We start from the raw sequence: 17013 nt of genomic DNA, 5'->3' as shown, positions 1-17013 counted from the left end.
GCGTGCGCTCCGCGTGCCGGATTCGATCGCTCAGCATTCGACGAGCGCCTTCACGACGGTCTGCCCCGCTTCCAGCAGCCGCGGAAGCGCGTCCGGCACGTCCTCGAGCCGCATCCGGTGCGTGTTCAGCGCGCGGTCGGGAATGCGCCCGGCACGCATCGCATCGAGCACCGTCGCGAAATCCTCGGCCGTCGCATTGCGGCTCGCGAGCAGCGTGGTCTCCCGCTTGTGGAATTCGGGATCCGAAAACGCGACGTGCCCGCGCACGATCGAGATCAACGTGTATTTGCCGCCGTGCGCGACGAACTCGAAGCCGCGATTCATCGCATCGAGGTTGCCCGTCGCGTCGAACACCGCATCGAAATACTCGCCGTTCGTCAATTCCGCGAGACGCGCCGTATCGTCCGCGCCCACCTCCACCGTCGCGTCGACGGCCAGATGCTGCCGGCAGAACGCCAGTCGATCCGCCCGCGTGTCGAGGCACGTGACGTCGGCGCCGCGCAGTTTCGCGAAGATCATCGCGGCCATGCCGATCGGCCCGGCGCCGACGACCAGCGCCCGCTGCCCGGCGCGAACGTCCGCGCGGCGCACCGCATGCGCGCCGATCGCGAGGAATTCCAGCATCGCCGCCTGATCGAGCGAAATGCCGTCGGCCTTGTGCACGAACTGCGCGGGTACGCTCAGGTATTCGGCCAGCGCACCGTCGCGATGCACGCCGAGCACCTTGATGTTCACGCAGCAGTTCGTGTTGCCGTGACGGCATGCGACGCAGTGTCCGCACGACAGATATGGCATCACGTACACCGCGTCGCCGGCGCCGAGCCCCGACGCCGGTTCCGCCTCGACGACGACCGCGGAAAGCTCGTGGCCCATCACGCGCGGATATTCGAGGTAAGGCTGGTTGCCGGTGAAGATGTGCAGGTCGGTGCCGCAGATGCCGACCCGTTGCACGCGCAACAGCACTTCGCCGCTGCCGCGCACGGGCAGTTCGCGCTGCTGCACGCGCAGCACGCCGGGGGATTCGCAAATCACGCTGAGCATGTCGGGTTCCTTTCGTTCGGGTTCATTCGTCGTGGCGTGCGGTGTCGATCCGGTAGAAGCGGCATGCATTGCCGCCGAAGACGCCGTCCAGCGCCGCGGCGCCGAGCCACCGCGCGCAATCGTCCTCGCACGCGGCCAGCCAGTCGCCGTAGCCGCCGCACGCCGACGCCAGCCGCAGCACCGGCCAGTCGCTGCCCCACATCAGGCGCGTCGGCCCGAACAGGTCGGCCAGTGCGTGGACATACGGCCGCGTGCGCGCCCGCACCACGTCCGGGCCGGCAGACGGGCCGGCCTCCGTCCAGAGGCCGGACAGCTTGCAATGAAGATTCGGCAGGCTCGCGAGCCGGCGCATCGCCGACAGCCACGGCTGCAATTCGCCGCGCTCGATGAACGGCTTCGCACCGTGATCGATCACGATCGGCAGATCGGGATGGCGTCGCGCGAACGCGTGCAGCGCATCGAGATGGCGCGGCATCACCAGCGCATCGAAACGCAGCGCGTGCTCGAGCATCGCGGCGACCGCGCAATCCAGCCGCGAATCGTCGATCCATGCGTCGTCGGGCAGATCCTGCAGCATCGGGCGCACGCCGCGCGCCTTCGGCGCGGCCGCAAATGCCGCGATCCGTGCCGCTGCGTCGTCGGCCTTCAGGTCGACCCAGCCGACCACGGCGCCGACCGTCGGGGTGTCGGCCGCGAGATCGAGCAGAAAGCGCGTGTCGGCTTCGCTCGGCAGCGATTGCACGAGCACGGTGGTGTCGATACGCGCGGCGTCGAGCAGCGGCGCCAGGTCGGCGGGGCCGAAATCCCGGTGAATCGCGTCGAGCTCGGCCGGCGGCCAGCAGCCGGCCCGCGCGCCGATTCGCCAGTAGTGCTGATGGGCATCGATGCGCACGGTCATGCACGTGCTCCCGGAACCGGCGCGCGCGCGTCGATCAAGCCTTGGTCGCGCAACGCAGCCCACAGTTCGGCCGGCGCGGGGCGCTCGAGCCATTCGATGTTCTGCTTCAACTGCGCCACGCTGCGCGCGCCGATCACGCACGACACGACGGCCGGATGGCCGAACGGAAACTGCAAGGCGGCGGCGGGAAGCGGCACGTCGAAGCGCCTGCACAGTGCGCCCAGGCGCGTCGCCTTGTCGATCACGTCGGCGCTCGCGTCCGCATAGTTGAACTTGCCGTTGCCGGCGAGCACGCCGGAATTGAACACGCCGCCGATCACGATCGCCGTCCCGTCACGGGCGCACGCGTCGAGCAGCGGTTCGAGCGCCGTCTGTTCGAGCAGCGTGTAGCGGCCGGCCAGCAGCACGGCGTCGAGCGCCGCTTCGTTCAGCGCGTCGGCCGCGACTTCCCACTCGTTCACGCCAAGACCGAACGCGCCGATCTCGCCGCCCGAGCGCAGCGCCTCCAGCGCGCGAAACCCGCCGCCGCGGGTCAACTGTTCCCAGTAGTGCGCATGACGATCGCCATGCGTCATCGCACCGATGTCGTGCACGTACAGCATGTCGATCCGCGCGAGCCCGAGCCGTTGCCGGCTGTCCTCGTACGAGCGCAGGATGCCGTCGTAGCTGTAGTCGTAGACGGGCCGGAACGGCAGCGGCTCGGCCCAGCCGTCGTCGCCCGGCCGCACGCTCGGGTCGGCGCGCATCAGCCGCCCGACCTTCGTGCTGAGCGTGAAGGCGCCGCGCTCGCGCGGGGCGAGCCCCGCGCCCACGCGCCGCTCGGACAGGGTGTAGCCGTAATACGGCGCGGTGTCGAAATAGCGCAGGCCGGCCGCCCACGCGGCGTCGACGAGCGCGGCCGCGTCGGCCGCCGACATCGGCCGATACAGGCCGCCGAGCTGCGAGCAGCCGAGACCGAGCGCGGACACCATCAGTCCGCTGCGCGGCAAGGTGCGCGTATCGTTCGCGTTCATGCGTGACGACTCGATGCGGGAAAGCGGCACGGGCGATCAGTACAGGACATTCTTTGCCGCCTGCGAATCGAGGTTCTGCTTGTCGACCATCACGACGCCGGTATCGATCAGCTTCGGCGCGGGCTTGCGCTCGATCACGTCGAGCGCCGTGCGCACGCCCTGGTTCCCCATCTGCCACGAACCCTGCACGGCGATCGCCTGCACGGTGCCGTCGCGCACGAAGCCCTGCAGGTCCTCGTTGCCGTCGAAGCCGATCGCCACGACCTTGCCCGCCTTGCCCGACTGCTTCAGCGCGCGGCCCATGCCGACCGCGGTCGGCTCGTTCGCGCCGAAGATGCCCTTCAGGTCGGGGTTCGCCGACAGCACGTCGGTCGTCTGGTTCAGCGCGGTCGCCATTTGCGATTGCGAGTAGTACGGGCCGACGATCTGCAGCTTCGAATGGCTCTCGATGTACTTGCGGAACCCGCCGACGCGGCTGACCTCGGACCCCGCGCCCGGCACGTACGACATGATCGCGATCTTGCCGGACTGCCCGACGCGATCGATCAGCGCCTTCGCGCACAACGCGCCGGCCTTCTCGTTGTCGGTCGACAGGAACGCCTGGTAGTACGGCTTGCCGGCATCCGAGATGGCCGAGTCGATCAGCACGACGGGAATGTGCGCTTCCCACGCCTTCTTGATCGCGGGCACGAGCGCATCGGGATCGGACGGCGCGAGCACGATGCCCGCCACATGACGCGTGACCGCGTTGTCGACCATGTTGACCTGCCCGCTGATGTCGGACTCGGCCGCCGGCCCCTGGAACGTCATCGTGTAGCCCTTGGCGCCGTCGAGCGCCGCCTTCGCGCCTTTCTGCACGTTCTGCCAGTAGTTCGAATTGACCGTCTTGACGATCACGGCGATCTCGCCGCCCGCCGCATACGCGCCGCTGTTGCACGCCGCCGCGAACACGCACGCCGATGCCGCCAGCAGGATGGATTTGTTCATGTCTCGCTCCGCTTCTCGTTGGTAGGGACTGCTTGCCGCCGGTCAGGGCCGGCGATTGCGCAACTGGTCGATCCACACCGTGCCCAGGATCACGACGCCGATGATGATCTGCTGGATGAAGCTCGACACGCCGTTCATGTTCAGGCCGTTGCGCAGCACGCCGATCACGAACGCGCCGATCGCCGTGCCGGAAATCGTGCCGACGCCGCCCATCAGCGACGTGCCGCCGATGACCGAGCTGGCGATGGCGTCGAGTTCGTACATCACGCCCTCGTTCGGCTGCCCGGTGACGAGCCGCGACATCAGCACGCAGCCGGTCACGCCCGCGAGCGCGCCGGACAGCACGTAGGTGAACAGCTTCACGCCCTGCACGTTCACGCCCGACAGCCGCGCGGCTTCCGCGTTCGATCCGACCGCGTAGATATGACGGCCGAGCGACGTTCTCGACAGCAGCACGGACACCACGACGAACAGCACGACCATGATCACGACCGGATACGGGATGCCGGGAAACGTCGTGTCGGGGAAGCCGTCCGCGCCGATGCGCGAGATCCGCAGCAGCGCGCCGTTGCCGAGCGCGCCGAACGCGTCGCCGAGATCCGAGACGGGCCGCGCGCCCGTGATCTGCAGCGCGATGCCGCGCGCGACGAGCATCATGCCGAGCGTCGCGATGAACGGCGGCAGGCCCATGCGCGTCACGCAGATGCCGTTGACGAGCCCGCATAGCGCACCGACCAGGATGCCGGCCGCCATCGCGGCAGGCACCGGCACGCCGGCCTTGACGAGCAGCGCCGCGCACACGCCGGCCAGCGCGAGCACCGAGCCGACCGACAGGTCGATGCCGCCCGTGATGATCACGCAGGTGGCGGCCACGCCCAGATAGGCGATGGACGTGACCTGCAGGCCGACGGTCATCAGGTTGTCGACCGAGAAGAACGCCGCGCTCGATATCGAGAACGCGAACACGAGCACGACGAGGCTGCCGAGCGCCGCGAACTTCTGGATCAGGTCGCGCCGCCGCTGTCGCGCCGCCCGCTCGTCGGCCTGGCTTCGATCGGATGTCATTTCAAGCATGGGAACGTCCCGACGCGTAGTGCATGATCTCCTCCTGACTGGTGTGTTTCGTGTCGAGCAATGCGGTCATTCGACCTTCGTGAAAGACGGCGATCCGGTCGGTCATGCCGAGCAGTTCGGGCAATTCCGAGCTGATCAGCACGACGCCGACGCCGTCGGCGGCGAGCCGGTCCATCAGCCCGTAGATCGCGAATTTCGCACCGACGTCGATGCCGCGCGTCGGCTCGTCGAAGAACAGGATCTTCGAGCCGCGGTACAGCCATTTGCCGATGACGACCTTCTGCTGGTTGCCGCCGGACAGGTTGCGCACGCGCTGGTGCACGGACGGCGTGCGAATCGCGAGGTCCTGCACGTAGCGACGCGCCACGTCGAGCTCGTCGTCGAAGCGCAGGAATCCGAAGCGCGACGCGATGCCGCGCACGTTCGCGAGCGTGAGGTTCGCCGCGACGGGCATCGACAGCGCGAGCCCCTCCTTCTTGCGGTCCTCCGACAGATACGCGATGCCGTGCCGGATCGCCTCGCGCGGCGAGCGGATCGTCACGGGCCGGCCGTGCAGCGCGATCGTGCCGCCGTCCGGGCGATCCGCGCCGAAGATCGCGCGGGCGATCTCGGTGCGTCCGGCACCCATCAATCCCGCGAAACCCAGGATCTCGCCGCGGCGCAGCGCGAACGACACCGGCCCGAACACGCCGTCGCGGCGCAGGTCCCGCACGTCGAGCAGCACGTCGTCCGTCGGCACCGAGTGCCGCGACGGATACGCATCGTCGAGCGTGCGTCCGACCATGCGCGCGACGATGTCGTCGATGCTGACGTCGGCGAAATCGTCCGTCGAGATGTGGCGTCCGTCGCGCAGCACCGTCACGCGATCGACGATCTGCGCCATTTCGTCGAGCCGGTGCGAGATATACAGAATCGCCACGCCGTCGGCGCGCAGTTCCTCGATGATGCGAAAGAGCTGCACCGTTTCCGCTTCCGTCAACGACGACGTGGGTTCGTCCATGATCAGCACGCGCGCATCGAGCGACAGCGCCTTCGCGATCTCGACCATCTGCTGCTGCGCGATGGACAGCACGCCGACCTTCGTGGTCGGCGCGACGTTCAGGCCGATTCGCGCGATGCAGCGCGCCGCATCCGCATTCATGCGTTTCGCGTCGACGAACGGCCCGCGCCGCGGCTCGCGTGCGAGGAACAGGTTCTCCGCCACGCTCAGGTGCGGGACGAGATTGAGCTCCTGGTGAATGATCGCGATGCCGGCCGCCTGCGCTTCGGAGGCCGAACGAAACCGCACCGGCGCGCCGCGATAGTGAACGACGCCCTCGTCGGGCAGGTACTGGCCGCTGATGATCTTCATCAGCGTGGATTTGCCCGCGCCGTTTTCGCCGCACACCGCATGCACCTCGCCGCGGCGCAAGTCGAGGCGAATGCCGTCGAGCGCGACGACGCCCGGGAAACGCTTGCGAATCCCTTCCAGGCGCAGGATCTCCCGGTCCGCTTCGTCCTGTGCGGCCTGACCGGGCAGATTGCGAGGCATTGCCATTGCGTCTCCTTGAGGCGGATCGACCTCGGCTTCGCCTGGTCAGTCCAATTTGGATGAATTACAGCAATCAAACCCGTTTTGGTCAAGCCAATTTATCTATTTCAATCTGATCTTACCAATAGTAAAAACCCGGACACCCGGCTGAATGAGCCGCTGCATGGGGCAATGAGGCAGACGTGATAGACTCCGCGACACGCGCTTGCGCCGAAAGCGCATTGACCTCAATCGATCGGATGAAATCGACAGAACCCAAGCGGCTTTACCAATCGGTCGCGGCCCAGATCGTCGCGTTGATTCGCCAGGGCGAATTCGCGATCGGCGAGCGGCTGCCGCCAGAGCGCGAGCTGGCGCTGACGCTCGGCGTATCGCGCCCGTCGCTTCGCGAGGCGCTGATCGCGCTGGAAATCGGCGGCCAGATCGAAATCCGGATGGGCTCCGGCGTCTATGTCCGCGACACGGCGGCCGACGCTGTCGGCCCGATGGCCACGCTCGGCGACAGTCCGTCGGAATTGATGCAGGCCCGCGCGGCCGTCGAAGGCAGCGTGGCCGCGCTGGCCGCCGCACGGATGACGGCCGCGATGCTCGAACGCCTGCGCCGCACGGTTCAGCGCATGAAGCGGCTCGCGGAGGCCGGCAAGTCGCCCGTCGAGGCCGACCGGCAATTCCACATGCTGATCGCGGAAGCCGCCGGCAATTCGGTGCTCACCCGCTTCGTCGGCGAGCTGTTCGACAGCCGCCACGACCCGATCGCGGCCGCCATGCGCGGCCACGCGGAAAATCCGCAGACGTGGACCGCCGCCGTGCGTGAGCACGAGGACGTGCTGCTCGCGCTGCAGGCCGGCGATCCGATCGCGGCCCAGACGGCCATTCGCGCGCATCTTCGCGCGTCCGAAGCGCGGTGGATCGAGGGCGGGCTGAAAGCCGAGCCGGATTAGCCGCGCGCGTGCGCCGGCACGCGTGTCGTCGCACACCCCAACCCACCGACTCCCCGCCTCGACGCGCTGGAAGTCGCGTTTCCGCACGCGCGACGACTGCCGTCGCGCCGCCCGTGACGGTGCACATCACCCCATCTCAAAATTACGATTGCAAATGCCTCTCATTTGCATTAAATTGCCGCGCGAATGTACTGTTTGGAACACAGATGTCGGCGCGAGGCCGCCCGCCGTGCCCGAACGCGAACAACACAAAGAGGAGGGGTATGAGCAGGAGGAACTGGGCGGCCGCACCGATGGCCATCGTCGTCGGCACGGCCGGCATGGGCGCCGCCGACGCGCAGGAAACGGCGCTGCCGACCATCGAGGTGTCCGCGCAACGCGCGACGGCGCCGTTCCGCACGCGCGAATCGACGAGCGCGACGCGCAGCGAGGCGGACGTGATGGAAATTCCGTTCGCGGTCAGCAGCGTCGATACGAAGCTGATCCAGACCGTGGCCGCGACGCGCGGCGACGATCTTTACGACTGGGTCGCGGGCGTCTCGCGCCAGAACAACTTCGGCGGCCTGTGGGACAACTACGCGGTGCGCGGTTTCGCCGGCGACGGCAACACGTCCGGCACCGACTACCTGGTCAACGGCTTTTCGTGGAATCGCGGCATGAGCGTGCCGCGCGACACCGTGAACCTCGAGCGCATGGAAGTGCTCAAGGGGCCGGCGTCCGCGCTGTATGGCCGCGGCGATCCGGGCGGGATCATCAGCTATACGACGAAGCAGCCGCAGTTCACCCGCGCGAACACCCTCGGCGTGTCGGCCGGCAGCTACGGCGCATTGCGCCAGACGCTCGATTCGACCGGCCCCGTCACGAAATCGCTCGCATACCGCTTCGTCGCGATGAACGAGAACAACGGCAGCTTTCGCGACACGGTGTCGAGCAAACGCTACCTGTTCTCGCCGTCGTTCACCTGGGACATCGGCGCGGACACGACGGTGCACTACGAATTCGAGAGTGCGCGTCAGCGCGCGCCGCTCGATCGCGGCGTGCTGGCGGTCAACGGCCAGCTCGGCGTGATCCCCGCGTCGCGTTTTCTCGGCGAGCCGCGCGACGGCGACTATGACGTGCGCAACACGGGCCACCAGTTCACGCTCGAGCATCGCATCGATTCGGCCTGGTCGATCAACGCAGGCGTCGCGCAACGCAACACCGACCTGTCCGGGCGCTCGTCCGAGGCGTTCGCGCTGCAGCCGGACGGCCGCACGCTGTGGCGGCGCTACCGGCAAGTCGCGTTTCACTCGAACGACCTGCAAGGCCGCCTCGAGACGACCGGCGCGTTCCGCACGGGCGGCATCGGCCATACGCTCGTGATGGGCGTCGACGCGTACCGCTTCAACTACGACCAGTTCGTCACGCGCTCCACGCCGAGCGCCGCGGCGCCGTACGCAATCGACATCTTCGATCCGGTCTACGGCCAGCCCGCGCCCACGCCGCGCACCGCGACCAACCTGCTCGAGCGCGACGACGGTCAAGGCGTCTACGCGCAGGACACGCTCGCGTTCGGGCCGCACTGGAAAATCCTCGCCGGCCTGCGCTGGGATCGCTTCCACCAGTCGATCGACAACCGCCTGAAGGGCGTGACGACGAGCCAGTTGCAGACCGCGCTGAGCCCGCGTCTCGGCGTCGTGTATGAAATGAGCCCGGCGTGGTCGCTGTATGCGAACACCGCGTATTCGTTCCGGCCGAACAACGGCGCCGACGTCGGCGGCCGCGCGTTCGATCCCGAAAAGGGCCGCGGCTACGAAGCCGGCGCGAAATGGGCGGGCGCGCGCTCGCTCACGACCGTCGCGGCGTTCTACGTCACCAAGCGCAACGTGCTCACCGCCGATCCGGCGAATGCCGGCTTCTCGCGCGCGGCCGGCGAAGTACGCAGCCGCGGCATCGAATTCGAATGGAGCGGCGACCTCGGTCACGGCTTGCGCGGCATCGCCAATCTCGCGTACGTCGACGCGGAGGTCACGCGCGACACCGTGCTGGCGCCCGGTTCGCGCCTCGTCGACGTACCGCGGCTGAGCGGCAGCGCACTGCTGATGTACGAGACGACCCTGCCGTTCGCGGACAAGGCCGGCGCCGGCGCCGGCGTGATCTACGTCGGGCGCCGCGCCGGCAACACGGCCAACACGCAGGACGGCTTCGAGCTGCCGGCCTACGCGACCGTCCAGCTCAACGGCTACGTTCAGGTCAACAAGCACCTGCGTGCGTCGGTCGTGCTGAACAACCTGTTCAATCGCACCACGTACGTCAGCTCGTACAACAGCCTGTGGGTCACGCCGGGCGCGCCGCGCAGCCTGTTCGCGTCGCTCGCCTACTCGTTCTAGCACGGCCAGAACGGCTGACGCGACGCGCATCGCGCGTCAGCCGCCGACCACGAATCGCGCGCCCAGCGCGAACAGCAACGCAGGCGGCATCACGCACGCGCCGATCGCGAGAAATGCGCGGAAACCGACCTGCAACCCTTCTCGCCGGATCGCCGCCAGCCACAGAATCGTCGCGAGCGATCCGGTGATCGACAGGTTCGGGCCGAGATCCACGCCGATCAGAATCGCATCGATCACCGTTTGCGGGCTGCGCGCGGCCTGGATCGTCGAGCTCGCGATCAGCCCGGCAGGCAGATTGTTGACCCCGTTCGACACGAGCGCGACCGCGACGCCGGCCGCGGCGGCGGCAATGTGCTCGCCGCTTTGCATCAACGCGTGCAGCAGCCCCGCCAGTACGCGCACCGCGCCGGTCCGGTCGAGCGTCTCGACGACGACGAACAACCCCGCGACGAGCGGCAGCACGCTCCATGAAATCGCGCGAACGATCGGCACGCCGGCCGCGCGATCCCGCATCACCACGCATGCGACCGTGACGGCACCCGCGAGCGCGGTCGGCAACCCGAGCGGGCGATCGAGGACCGACACCGCCATCAGCGCGACGGCCGTTGCCGCGATGCCCGCGAGCGCGATGCGCCCGCCGCCCGTCAGCGGCTGCACCGGCAGCCCGGATTCGCAGTGGCCGGCAAGCGCCCGTCGCTGCACGATCCTCAGCATCACGAACGTACAGGCGATCGACGCGACGGACGGCGCCGCGAAATGCGCGAGCCATACGCCGAGCGCGGGCATGTGCGCGCCGTACAGCACCAGGTTCGCCGGATTCGAAATCGGCAAAACGAAACTCGCGGCATTGGCGACGAGCGCGCAGCTGTACAGCAGCGGCATCGGGTCGGCCTTCGCGCGGCGCGCGGCGGCAAGGACCGCGGGCGTCAGCACGACGGCGGTCGCATCGTTCGACAGGAACACGGTGGTGACGACACCGACCCCGTAGATCAGCGCGAACAATCGCCGCGGCGAGCCCCGCGCGAGATTGACGACGCGCGTCGCGACCCAGTCGAACAGCCCCTCGCGGCGGGCCGCCTCGGACAACAGCATCATGCCCGTCAGGAACAGGTAGACGTCGCCCCCTTTCGCGACGGCGTCCAGCGCCTGCGCGACGGGCAACAGGTTCAACGCGACCAGCAGCAGCGCGCCGCTCACGGCCCACGTGGCCTCGGGCCAACCGAACGGACGCGTGATGACGCCCGCGGTGGCAAGCGCGGAAATCAGCCAGGCAAGCGAAACAGGATTCATGGGCAAGTCGACACAGGCATGGAAATCGAAATCGCTTTCACGATGATGTCGCCGATAGATCGGCGGGCTTGCCGCACGCGCCGCTCAGCGATCGCGCATGACCGAGCCACAGCGCGAGCGAGCCCGTCGACACCGCGCCCAGTACGACGAACGCGGCCGGATAGCCGAAGTGCTGCGCGAGCACGCCGCCGAGCACGGGGCTGAGCGCCGCGCCGATCCCCTGCGCGGTCGCGACGGCGCCCTGCCCGGCGTTCACGCGGCCGGAGCCATGCAGCAGGCGAACGACGAGCGCGGGCACGACCACGCTTTGCAGGCCGGCGCCGATGCCGTCGAGCACCTGCACCGGCCATACACCCGCTTCGCTCATCCACGCCGCGGCGACCGCCCCGCGCACCGGCAGCACGAGGTACGAGAACAGCAGCACGCGCCAGTAGCCGTGCGCGCGAATCAGCCGGGGCGCGAGCCAGGCCGCCGCGATCATCACGCACTGCGCGATGACGATGGTCTGCGCGGTGAACGCGCTCGCGTTGCTGCGATGCGTGACGACGACGCCCATCCCGTAGAGCGGCAGCATCGCGGCGTTGCCGAGATGAAACAGCGCGAGCGACGCGCCGAGCAGTACCAGCGGCCGGTTTTCGGCGAGCGTGCGCAGGCCGCCGACGCGCGACGTCGACGCCGCGTCCAACGCATGCGGATGCGCAGCATCCGTTCCCGGTGCGCGGCCATCAGGCTCGAGACCACGTGCGCAAGCATGATCGATTACGTGCCCGGGAATCGCCAACGTGCTCGCAACCGCAAGGACCGTGAACACGGCGACGAGCGCGAACACCGCGTCGAATCCGACATGCCAGCCGAGCCACCCCGCGAGCGCCGCGCCGGCGACGTTGCCGGCATGGTTCGCCATCTGGTTGCGCCCGAACTGCCGGTCGAAACCCTGCCGACGCACGATGCCGAGCGTCACGCCCGCGACCGCGGGCGCGAGCACCGCGCCGCCGACCGCCGCCAGGATCTGCGACACCGCCACCGCCGGATAGCCGCGCACGAACATCATCGCCAGCGACGCAAGCGCCGTCACCGCGGTCGCCACGACGATCAGCGCCCGCTTCGCGCGCACCGCATCGACGAGCGCGCCGGCCAACGGTGTCGCGGCCATCGCCGCGAGCCCGGCCAGCGTCATGACCGTGCCGATCGCATCGGCGCCCCAGCCGCGCGACAGCAGGATGACGCCGATGAACGGACCGATGCCGGCCTGCACGTCGGCCAGGAAGAAGTTGAGCGCTTCGAGCGCGCGTGCCGGTCTCATGGTCGTGTCACTGTCGCGCGATCATTCGGCATCCGCATCGACGAGCTCGGCGATCTCGCTCACGTCGAGCGTCGCGCCGTGCGGCGTGACGACGCCGTGCCCCCACGCCTGCACATGGACACCGGCCTGCAGATAGTCGTGCAATGCTTGCGCCGCGTGCGGCGGCACCCTCAGCGCGACGCCGCTCGTCAGCAACGCGCCGTTCAACTCGCCTTTCGGGCCGTACAGCCCGAACGCGACTTCGCCTTGCAGCTCCATCGGCTTTCGATCCGGTCGCGGCGGCTTCGGCACAGCGTGCTCCGGTCCGTCGTCGACGATGTCGACGCCGTCACGCCCGGTCAGTTGCACGGCCGCGATCATCGCCGCGCGACGCGGCTTGACGCCGCGCACACGGATGCGGTTGCCAACCTCGACATGGCGCACCAATTCGCGCCCCAGATGCGGCGGCACATGTACCTGCAGGTCGCCGTTCAGGATCAGGCCGTCGATTTCTCCGTGCGGATTGAGCAGGAACTGTGTGACGCGGCCGCGCGTTTCGGGCAGGCAGGCGGGATCGATCCAATGCATGGCAGGACTCCTTTCGATGGGTTTCGGAATAGCGCGCGCTCAGCGCGCGACATCGTCATAGAGATTCACGACATGGCCCGGCGCGCCGAACGCCGTCGCTTGCAGCGCTTCGCCGTAGGCGTTGCGCGTCCCGTAGCCGACCGCGGCCACGCGCTCGCCGGGCGCGAGCAGCGCGCCGAATTGCTGGGCGGCCGGGACGGTCAGCTTGACGATCGCCCCGCTGTCGAGCATCACGCCGTCCGGTTCACCGCGCGGCGCACGCGTCACACGGCGCACGACGCCGGACACGCTCAGGCGAGCGAGGTTGACGCCGCGCAGCGTAGGCGGCACGGGCGCGACGGGCGCGGGCGGCTGATCGGACAGCGACGCGCCGGTGCCGTCGTTGCGGATCACGCGGGCACGGATTTCATCGTCGACGCGTCGTTCGCCCGCTACCGTCACGCGGTCGCCCGTCTTCACGAGCGCAGTCAGTTGCGAACCGAGATGCGGCGGCAGACGGACGAGCGTGCCGTCAGTCAGCACGAAGCCGTCGACGGTGCCTTCAGGATTGATCGTCAGGCGCGACAGCGTGCCGGACACCAACGCATCCGAGGCGGTGTCGTTACCGGGCACGGCAGGCAACAGCGCGCGAGGCCGAGGAGGAGCAGGAGGCGGAGGCGGCATGGCACCGGCCGGGTCTTCCGTGCGCGGTGCCGGCGGCACCTGCGCCAAACTGACCGTTGCGACAGCAACGAGTGCAGCAGCGCAGAGCGCGCGATACGACCAGTGAACGACGGCACGGCACCGCGGCCGCGATCGGACGACGGGCAGGTACGAGTTCATGACGGGCTCCGGCGACGGGTTGCGATGCATCGATATCCGCAATACCCGTGCCAACCTGAGAAGCACCGCGTGACCGTGCGCCGAACGACGACGCGCGCCCAACCTGTCGGATTTCCCGACACGTTGTTTCACCGGATGTCGTCGATCCCGACAGTCGAAACCGCGCGACTAGTCGTCTCGCTCGATCCCGAGATTCGCCATGCGCGCATAGAGCGACTGGCGGCCGATCCCGAGCTGCCTCGCGGCTTCCGCGCGATTGCCGTTCGCGCGCTCGAGCGCGCGCAGGATCGCCGCGCGCTCGACCGTCGCCAGCGCATCGGGCAGCGGCATGTCGAGCAAGTGCACCGGCACCGCATCGGCGCCCGGTTCGCGCGCGGGCACGGCGGGCAGACCGAGATCGGCCGCGCTGACGGCCGGCCCAGGGGCGAGCGCGGCCGCCCGCTCCATCACGTTGCGCAGTTCGCGCACATTGCCCGGCCAGCGGTAATCGAGCAGCGCGCGCTGGGCGTCGTTCGTCAGATGCAGCGGACGCATGCCCGCGGCGCGCCCCAGGAAATGCGTGGCCAGCGGAAGGATGTCGGCCACACGCTCCGCGAGCGGCGGCAGGTGCAGTGGAATGACGTTCAGTCGATAGAAGAGGTCTTCGCGGAACGTGCCGTCCGCGACGGCCGCGGCGAGGTCGCGGTGCGTCGCGGCCACGACGCGAATGTCGATTGCCGCGGGGCGATCCGCGCCGAGCGGCATCACCTGGCGCTCCTGCAGCGCGCGTAGCAGCTTGGCTTGCATCGCGGCGGGCATGTCGCCGATCTCGTCGAGAAAGAGCGTCCCGCCGTCGGCCTCGATGAGGCGCCCCGCACGATCGGCATGCGCCCCCGTGAACGCGCCGCGACGATGCCCGAACAATTCGCTTTCGAGCAGATCGGCCGGGATGGCCGCGCAGTTGACGGCGACGAACGGCCCCGCATGCCGGGCCGATGCGGCATGCAGCACGCGGGCCGCCACCTCCTTGCCCGTGCCCGTCTCGCCAGTCAGGAGCACGGTCGCGTCGCTCATCGCGGCGCGGCCGACCTGCTTTTGCACGTCGCGCATCGCGGCGCTCACGCCCAGCAGTCGCGGTCGGTCCGCTGAAGGTTCGCTCGCGAAACCGCTGTCGGATGGCGCGAGCGCGGGCGGCTGATTCGCCGACACGATGCGTTCGAGCAGTTGCGCGACGTCGCGACGCCCGATCGGCTTCGTCAGGTGATCGAATGCGCCGAGCCGCATCGCTTCGATCGTGTTGTCGCTGGTCGCATGGGCCGTCAGCATGACGACCGGAATCGCGGCCAGTGCGGGATCGTCACGCAGCTGTGCAAGCACGGCCAGCCCGTCCAGATCCGGCAGGCGGAAATCCAGAAAGACGCATTCGACGACGCCGCCATCGCGCAACGCGCTGAGCGCGGCCCGGCCGGATGCGGCCTCGACGGCCCGATGACCGAGATCGGCCAGCGTTTCGGCAAGGCCGTCGCGAAAGGCCGCGTCGTCATCGACTATGAGGATGTTTGCCATGGAATTTCAATCACGAATGCGGCACCCTCGTCGAGGCGCGCCTGCCCGCCGTGCGCCGCCGCCACTTCGCGGACGACGGCAAGACCGAGACCGGTGCCGTCCGCGCGGCCCGTCACGAACGGTTCGAAAATCCGCTCGCGCTGCGCGGCAGGCACGCCGGGGCCGCTGTCCGACACTGTGATGCACAGCCAGTCGCGCCCGGCGAACGCGCGCCGCTCGGCGGCGAGCGTGACCGCGCCGCCGTCGCCCGCGTGGTGCAACGCGTTGAGCAGCAGATTGTCGAGCGCGCGCCGCATCTGGTCGGGATCGAAAGCGGGAAAATCCGACGGCCACGCGAGCCGTTCGCCCTGCCCCGCGAGCGACAACGTCAAGTCGATCGCTTGCCGCTGCGCGAGCTCACGGTGCGCGTCGACGACCTGCGCGAGCCACGCGTCGACGTCGACCCGCGTCGCATGCGGGCGCACCGGCTGCGTCAGCGCGAGCAGGCTCGACAATTGCGCGTCGATGCGCTCGATCTGCGCGAGGATCACGCGCAACGCGTCCTGCTGCCGCCGGCCATCGCCGGCCAGCGCGTTTTCCGCCTTCAGCCGCATCGCGCCCATCGGATTGCGAATCTCGTGCGCGACTTCTGCGGCGAGTTTGCCCAGCATGCCGAAGCGTTCGGCCTGCGCGAGGCGCGTGCGCAGTTCGTCGGCCTGCTGTTGCAGCCGGTCGGCGCGCCGCGCCCGTTCGTTGAACGCATCGATGACCCGATCGAGATCGGGTTCGCCGACGTACGGCAGGTGATGCTCGCGACCGTCGGGCCCCAGCCCGCTCTCGATCCGTGCGAGATTGCGCTTCCATCGGCGCAACGCCACGGCCAGCGCCGCCGCGATCGCCAGAATCACGGCGAGCACGGCCGCGAGGCCCGTGGCCAGCAGTTCCCCGTGCCGGCCCAGCGGCGGGCGCGCACGTGTCAGCATCCACACATACAGCCCCGAGCCGCCGCGTACCGGGCAGGCCGCCGCGATCACCGCATCCTGCGCGCCTTCGACGACGTTCGCCGTCGCGGCATGCGTCGCGGCCGCGGCGCGCAGCGTGCGGAGGATCAGCGGCGTTTCCGCTTCCGGAACGTCGTGTTTGACGCCGCTGCCTTGATAGGTCGGAAAAGAATATGCGAGAAAACCGCTCGCCGCGGGGGCGGCGTCGGGCACCCAGAACCCGCCCTCCATGTCGGGCGCACGGGAGAGCACGATGTCGAGGATCGCGTGCATCAGGTCCGGCGCGGGCCCGGCGCCCGCCGACGCGGCAGACGCGCCGTAACGCGACGCGACCGCTTCGCACGCCGACGCGCCGGCGGCCTTCGCGCCGGCCACCTGCTGACTCTCGGCGGAACTCGCCGTGACCCAGACGACCGCGACCAGCGTCGCGCACAGCGCCGCGACGAGTGCCCAGAGCATGACGAGTTGGGTGGAAAACGACGGACGCTTCATCGGATCAGGCTGGCGGTCGAGGACGACAGCATAGCGTATTGCATGCGACGTGAAGCCGCCACGGCCGCCATGCATCGTACGGGGCGAGCCGCCGGATCGGCCTCGAACGAGGAGCGCCCGATCCGGTTGTTCGCGGTGGGACCGAGCCGCCAGGGAGAGA

14 protein-coding genes are annotated in these 17013 nt (G+C 69.0%); 2 read left to right on the top strand and 12 right to left on the bottom strand.

The annotated features are described in order from the left end of the window. Positions 1–30: 30 nt before the first annotated feature. From LGM42_RS19520 to LGM42_RS19495, 6 genes are read right to left on the bottom strand one after another with little or no spacing between them, the layout of a single operon-like run. A complete protein-coding gene (locus LGM42_RS19520; RefSeq protein ID WP_060310315.1) occupies positions 31–1041 on the bottom strand; it encodes a zinc-binding alcohol dehydrogenase family protein in 1011 nt (336 codons plus the stop codon). 22 nt (positions 1042–1063) lie between these two features. Then, a complete protein-coding gene (locus LGM42_RS19515; RefSeq protein ID WP_226232937.1) occupies positions 1064–1939 on the bottom strand; it encodes an amidohydrolase family protein in 876 nt (291 codons plus the stop codon). Beyond that, positions 1936–2952 carry an aldo/keto reductase gene (locus LGM42_RS19510; RefSeq protein ID WP_226232936.1) on the bottom strand — a complete coding sequence of 339 codons (1017 nt, stop codon included), beginning with the start codon at positions 2950–2952 and terminating at the stop codon, positions 1936–1938. The genes LGM42_RS19515 and LGM42_RS19510 overlap by 4 nt, the downstream gene beginning before the upstream one ends. Before the next feature lie 36 nt (positions 2953–2988). Continuing rightward, on the bottom strand, positions 2989–3939 hold the full coding sequence (locus tag LGM42_RS19505; protein WP_059577823.1) for an ABC transporter substrate-binding protein: 951 nt from the start codon (positions 3937–3939) through the stop codon (positions 2989–2991). Positions 3940–3981: 42 nt separating this feature from the next. Continuing rightward, the gene (locus LGM42_RS19500) at positions 3982–5013 is read right to left on the bottom strand and encodes an ABC transporter permease (protein WP_059577820.1); all 1032 of its coding nucleotides are present in this window, start codon (positions 5011–5013) and stop codon (positions 3982–3984) included. Continuing rightward, positions 5006–6550 carry a sugar ABC transporter ATP-binding protein gene (locus LGM42_RS19495; protein ID WP_226232935.1) on the bottom strand — a complete coding sequence of 515 codons (1545 nt, stop codon included), beginning with the start codon at positions 6548–6550 and terminating at the stop codon, positions 5006–5008. Before LGM42_RS19495 ends, LGM42_RS19500 begins: the two co-directional genes overlap by 8 nt. A 233-nt stretch (positions 6551–6783) precedes the next feature. On the opposite strand from LGM42_RS19495, the gene LGM42_RS19490 reads away from it, so the two are divergent. Together LGM42_RS19490 and LGM42_RS19485 are read left to right on the top strand one after the other, a co-directional pair. Then, positions 6784–7485, top strand: a complete 702-nt coding sequence (locus LGM42_RS19490) for a FadR/GntR family transcriptional regulator (protein WP_059637616.1) — start codon at positions 6784–6786, stop codon at positions 7483–7485. A gap of 263 nt (positions 7486–7748) precedes the next feature. Continuing rightward, on the top strand, positions 7749–9854 hold the full coding sequence (locus tag LGM42_RS19485) for a TonB-dependent siderophore receptor (RefSeq protein ID WP_226232934.1): 2106 nt from the start codon (positions 7749–7751) through the stop codon (positions 9852–9854). Between the two features lie 36 nt (positions 9855–9890). Here LGM42_RS19485 and LGM42_RS19480 read toward each other — a convergent pair whose 3' ends face one another. From LGM42_RS19480 to LGM42_RS19455, 6 genes are all read right to left on the bottom strand, one after another. Then, positions 9891–11144, bottom strand: a complete 1254-nt coding sequence (locus LGM42_RS19480; protein ID WP_226232933.1) for an arsenic transporter — start codon at positions 11142–11144, stop codon at positions 9891–9893. A gap of 37 nt (positions 11145–11181) precedes the next feature. After that, entirely contained in the window at positions 11182–12447 is a 1266-nt protein-coding gene (locus LGM42_RS19475) for an MFS transporter (protein ID WP_226232932.1), read from the bottom strand. 21 nt (positions 12448–12468) lie between these two features. Then, entirely contained in the window at positions 12469–13014 is a 546-nt protein-coding gene (locus LGM42_RS19470; protein WP_226232931.1) for a hypothetical protein, read from the bottom strand. Positions 13015–13053: 39 nt separating this feature from the next. Beyond that, positions 13054–13593 carry a hypothetical protein gene (locus tag LGM42_RS19465; RefSeq protein WP_226232930.1) on the bottom strand — a complete coding sequence of 180 codons (540 nt, stop codon included), beginning with the start codon at positions 13591–13593 and terminating at the stop codon, positions 13054–13056. Positions 13594–14004: 411 nt separating this feature from the next. Further along, complete coding sequence (locus LGM42_RS19460) at positions 14005–15381, bottom strand: sigma-54-dependent transcriptional regulator (RefSeq protein ID WP_226232929.1); 1377 nt, start codon at positions 15379–15381, stop codon at positions 14005–14007. Further along, complete coding sequence (locus tag LGM42_RS19455) at positions 15363–16853, bottom strand: sensor histidine kinase (RefSeq protein ID WP_226232928.1); 1491 nt, start codon at positions 16851–16853, stop codon at positions 15363–15365. The genes LGM42_RS19460 and LGM42_RS19455 overlap by 19 nt, the downstream gene beginning before the upstream one ends. Between the last annotated feature and the right edge of the window lie 160 nt (positions 16854–17013).

This window comes from Burkholderia sp. AU39826 (assembly GCF_020419965.1).
Taxonomy (GTDB): Bacteria; Pseudomonadota; Gammaproteobacteria; order Burkholderiales; family Burkholderiaceae; genus Burkholderia; species Burkholderia semiarida.
Note: the sequence above shows the minus strand (reverse complement) of the source record. Positions and strands in the feature narration are given on the sequence as shown.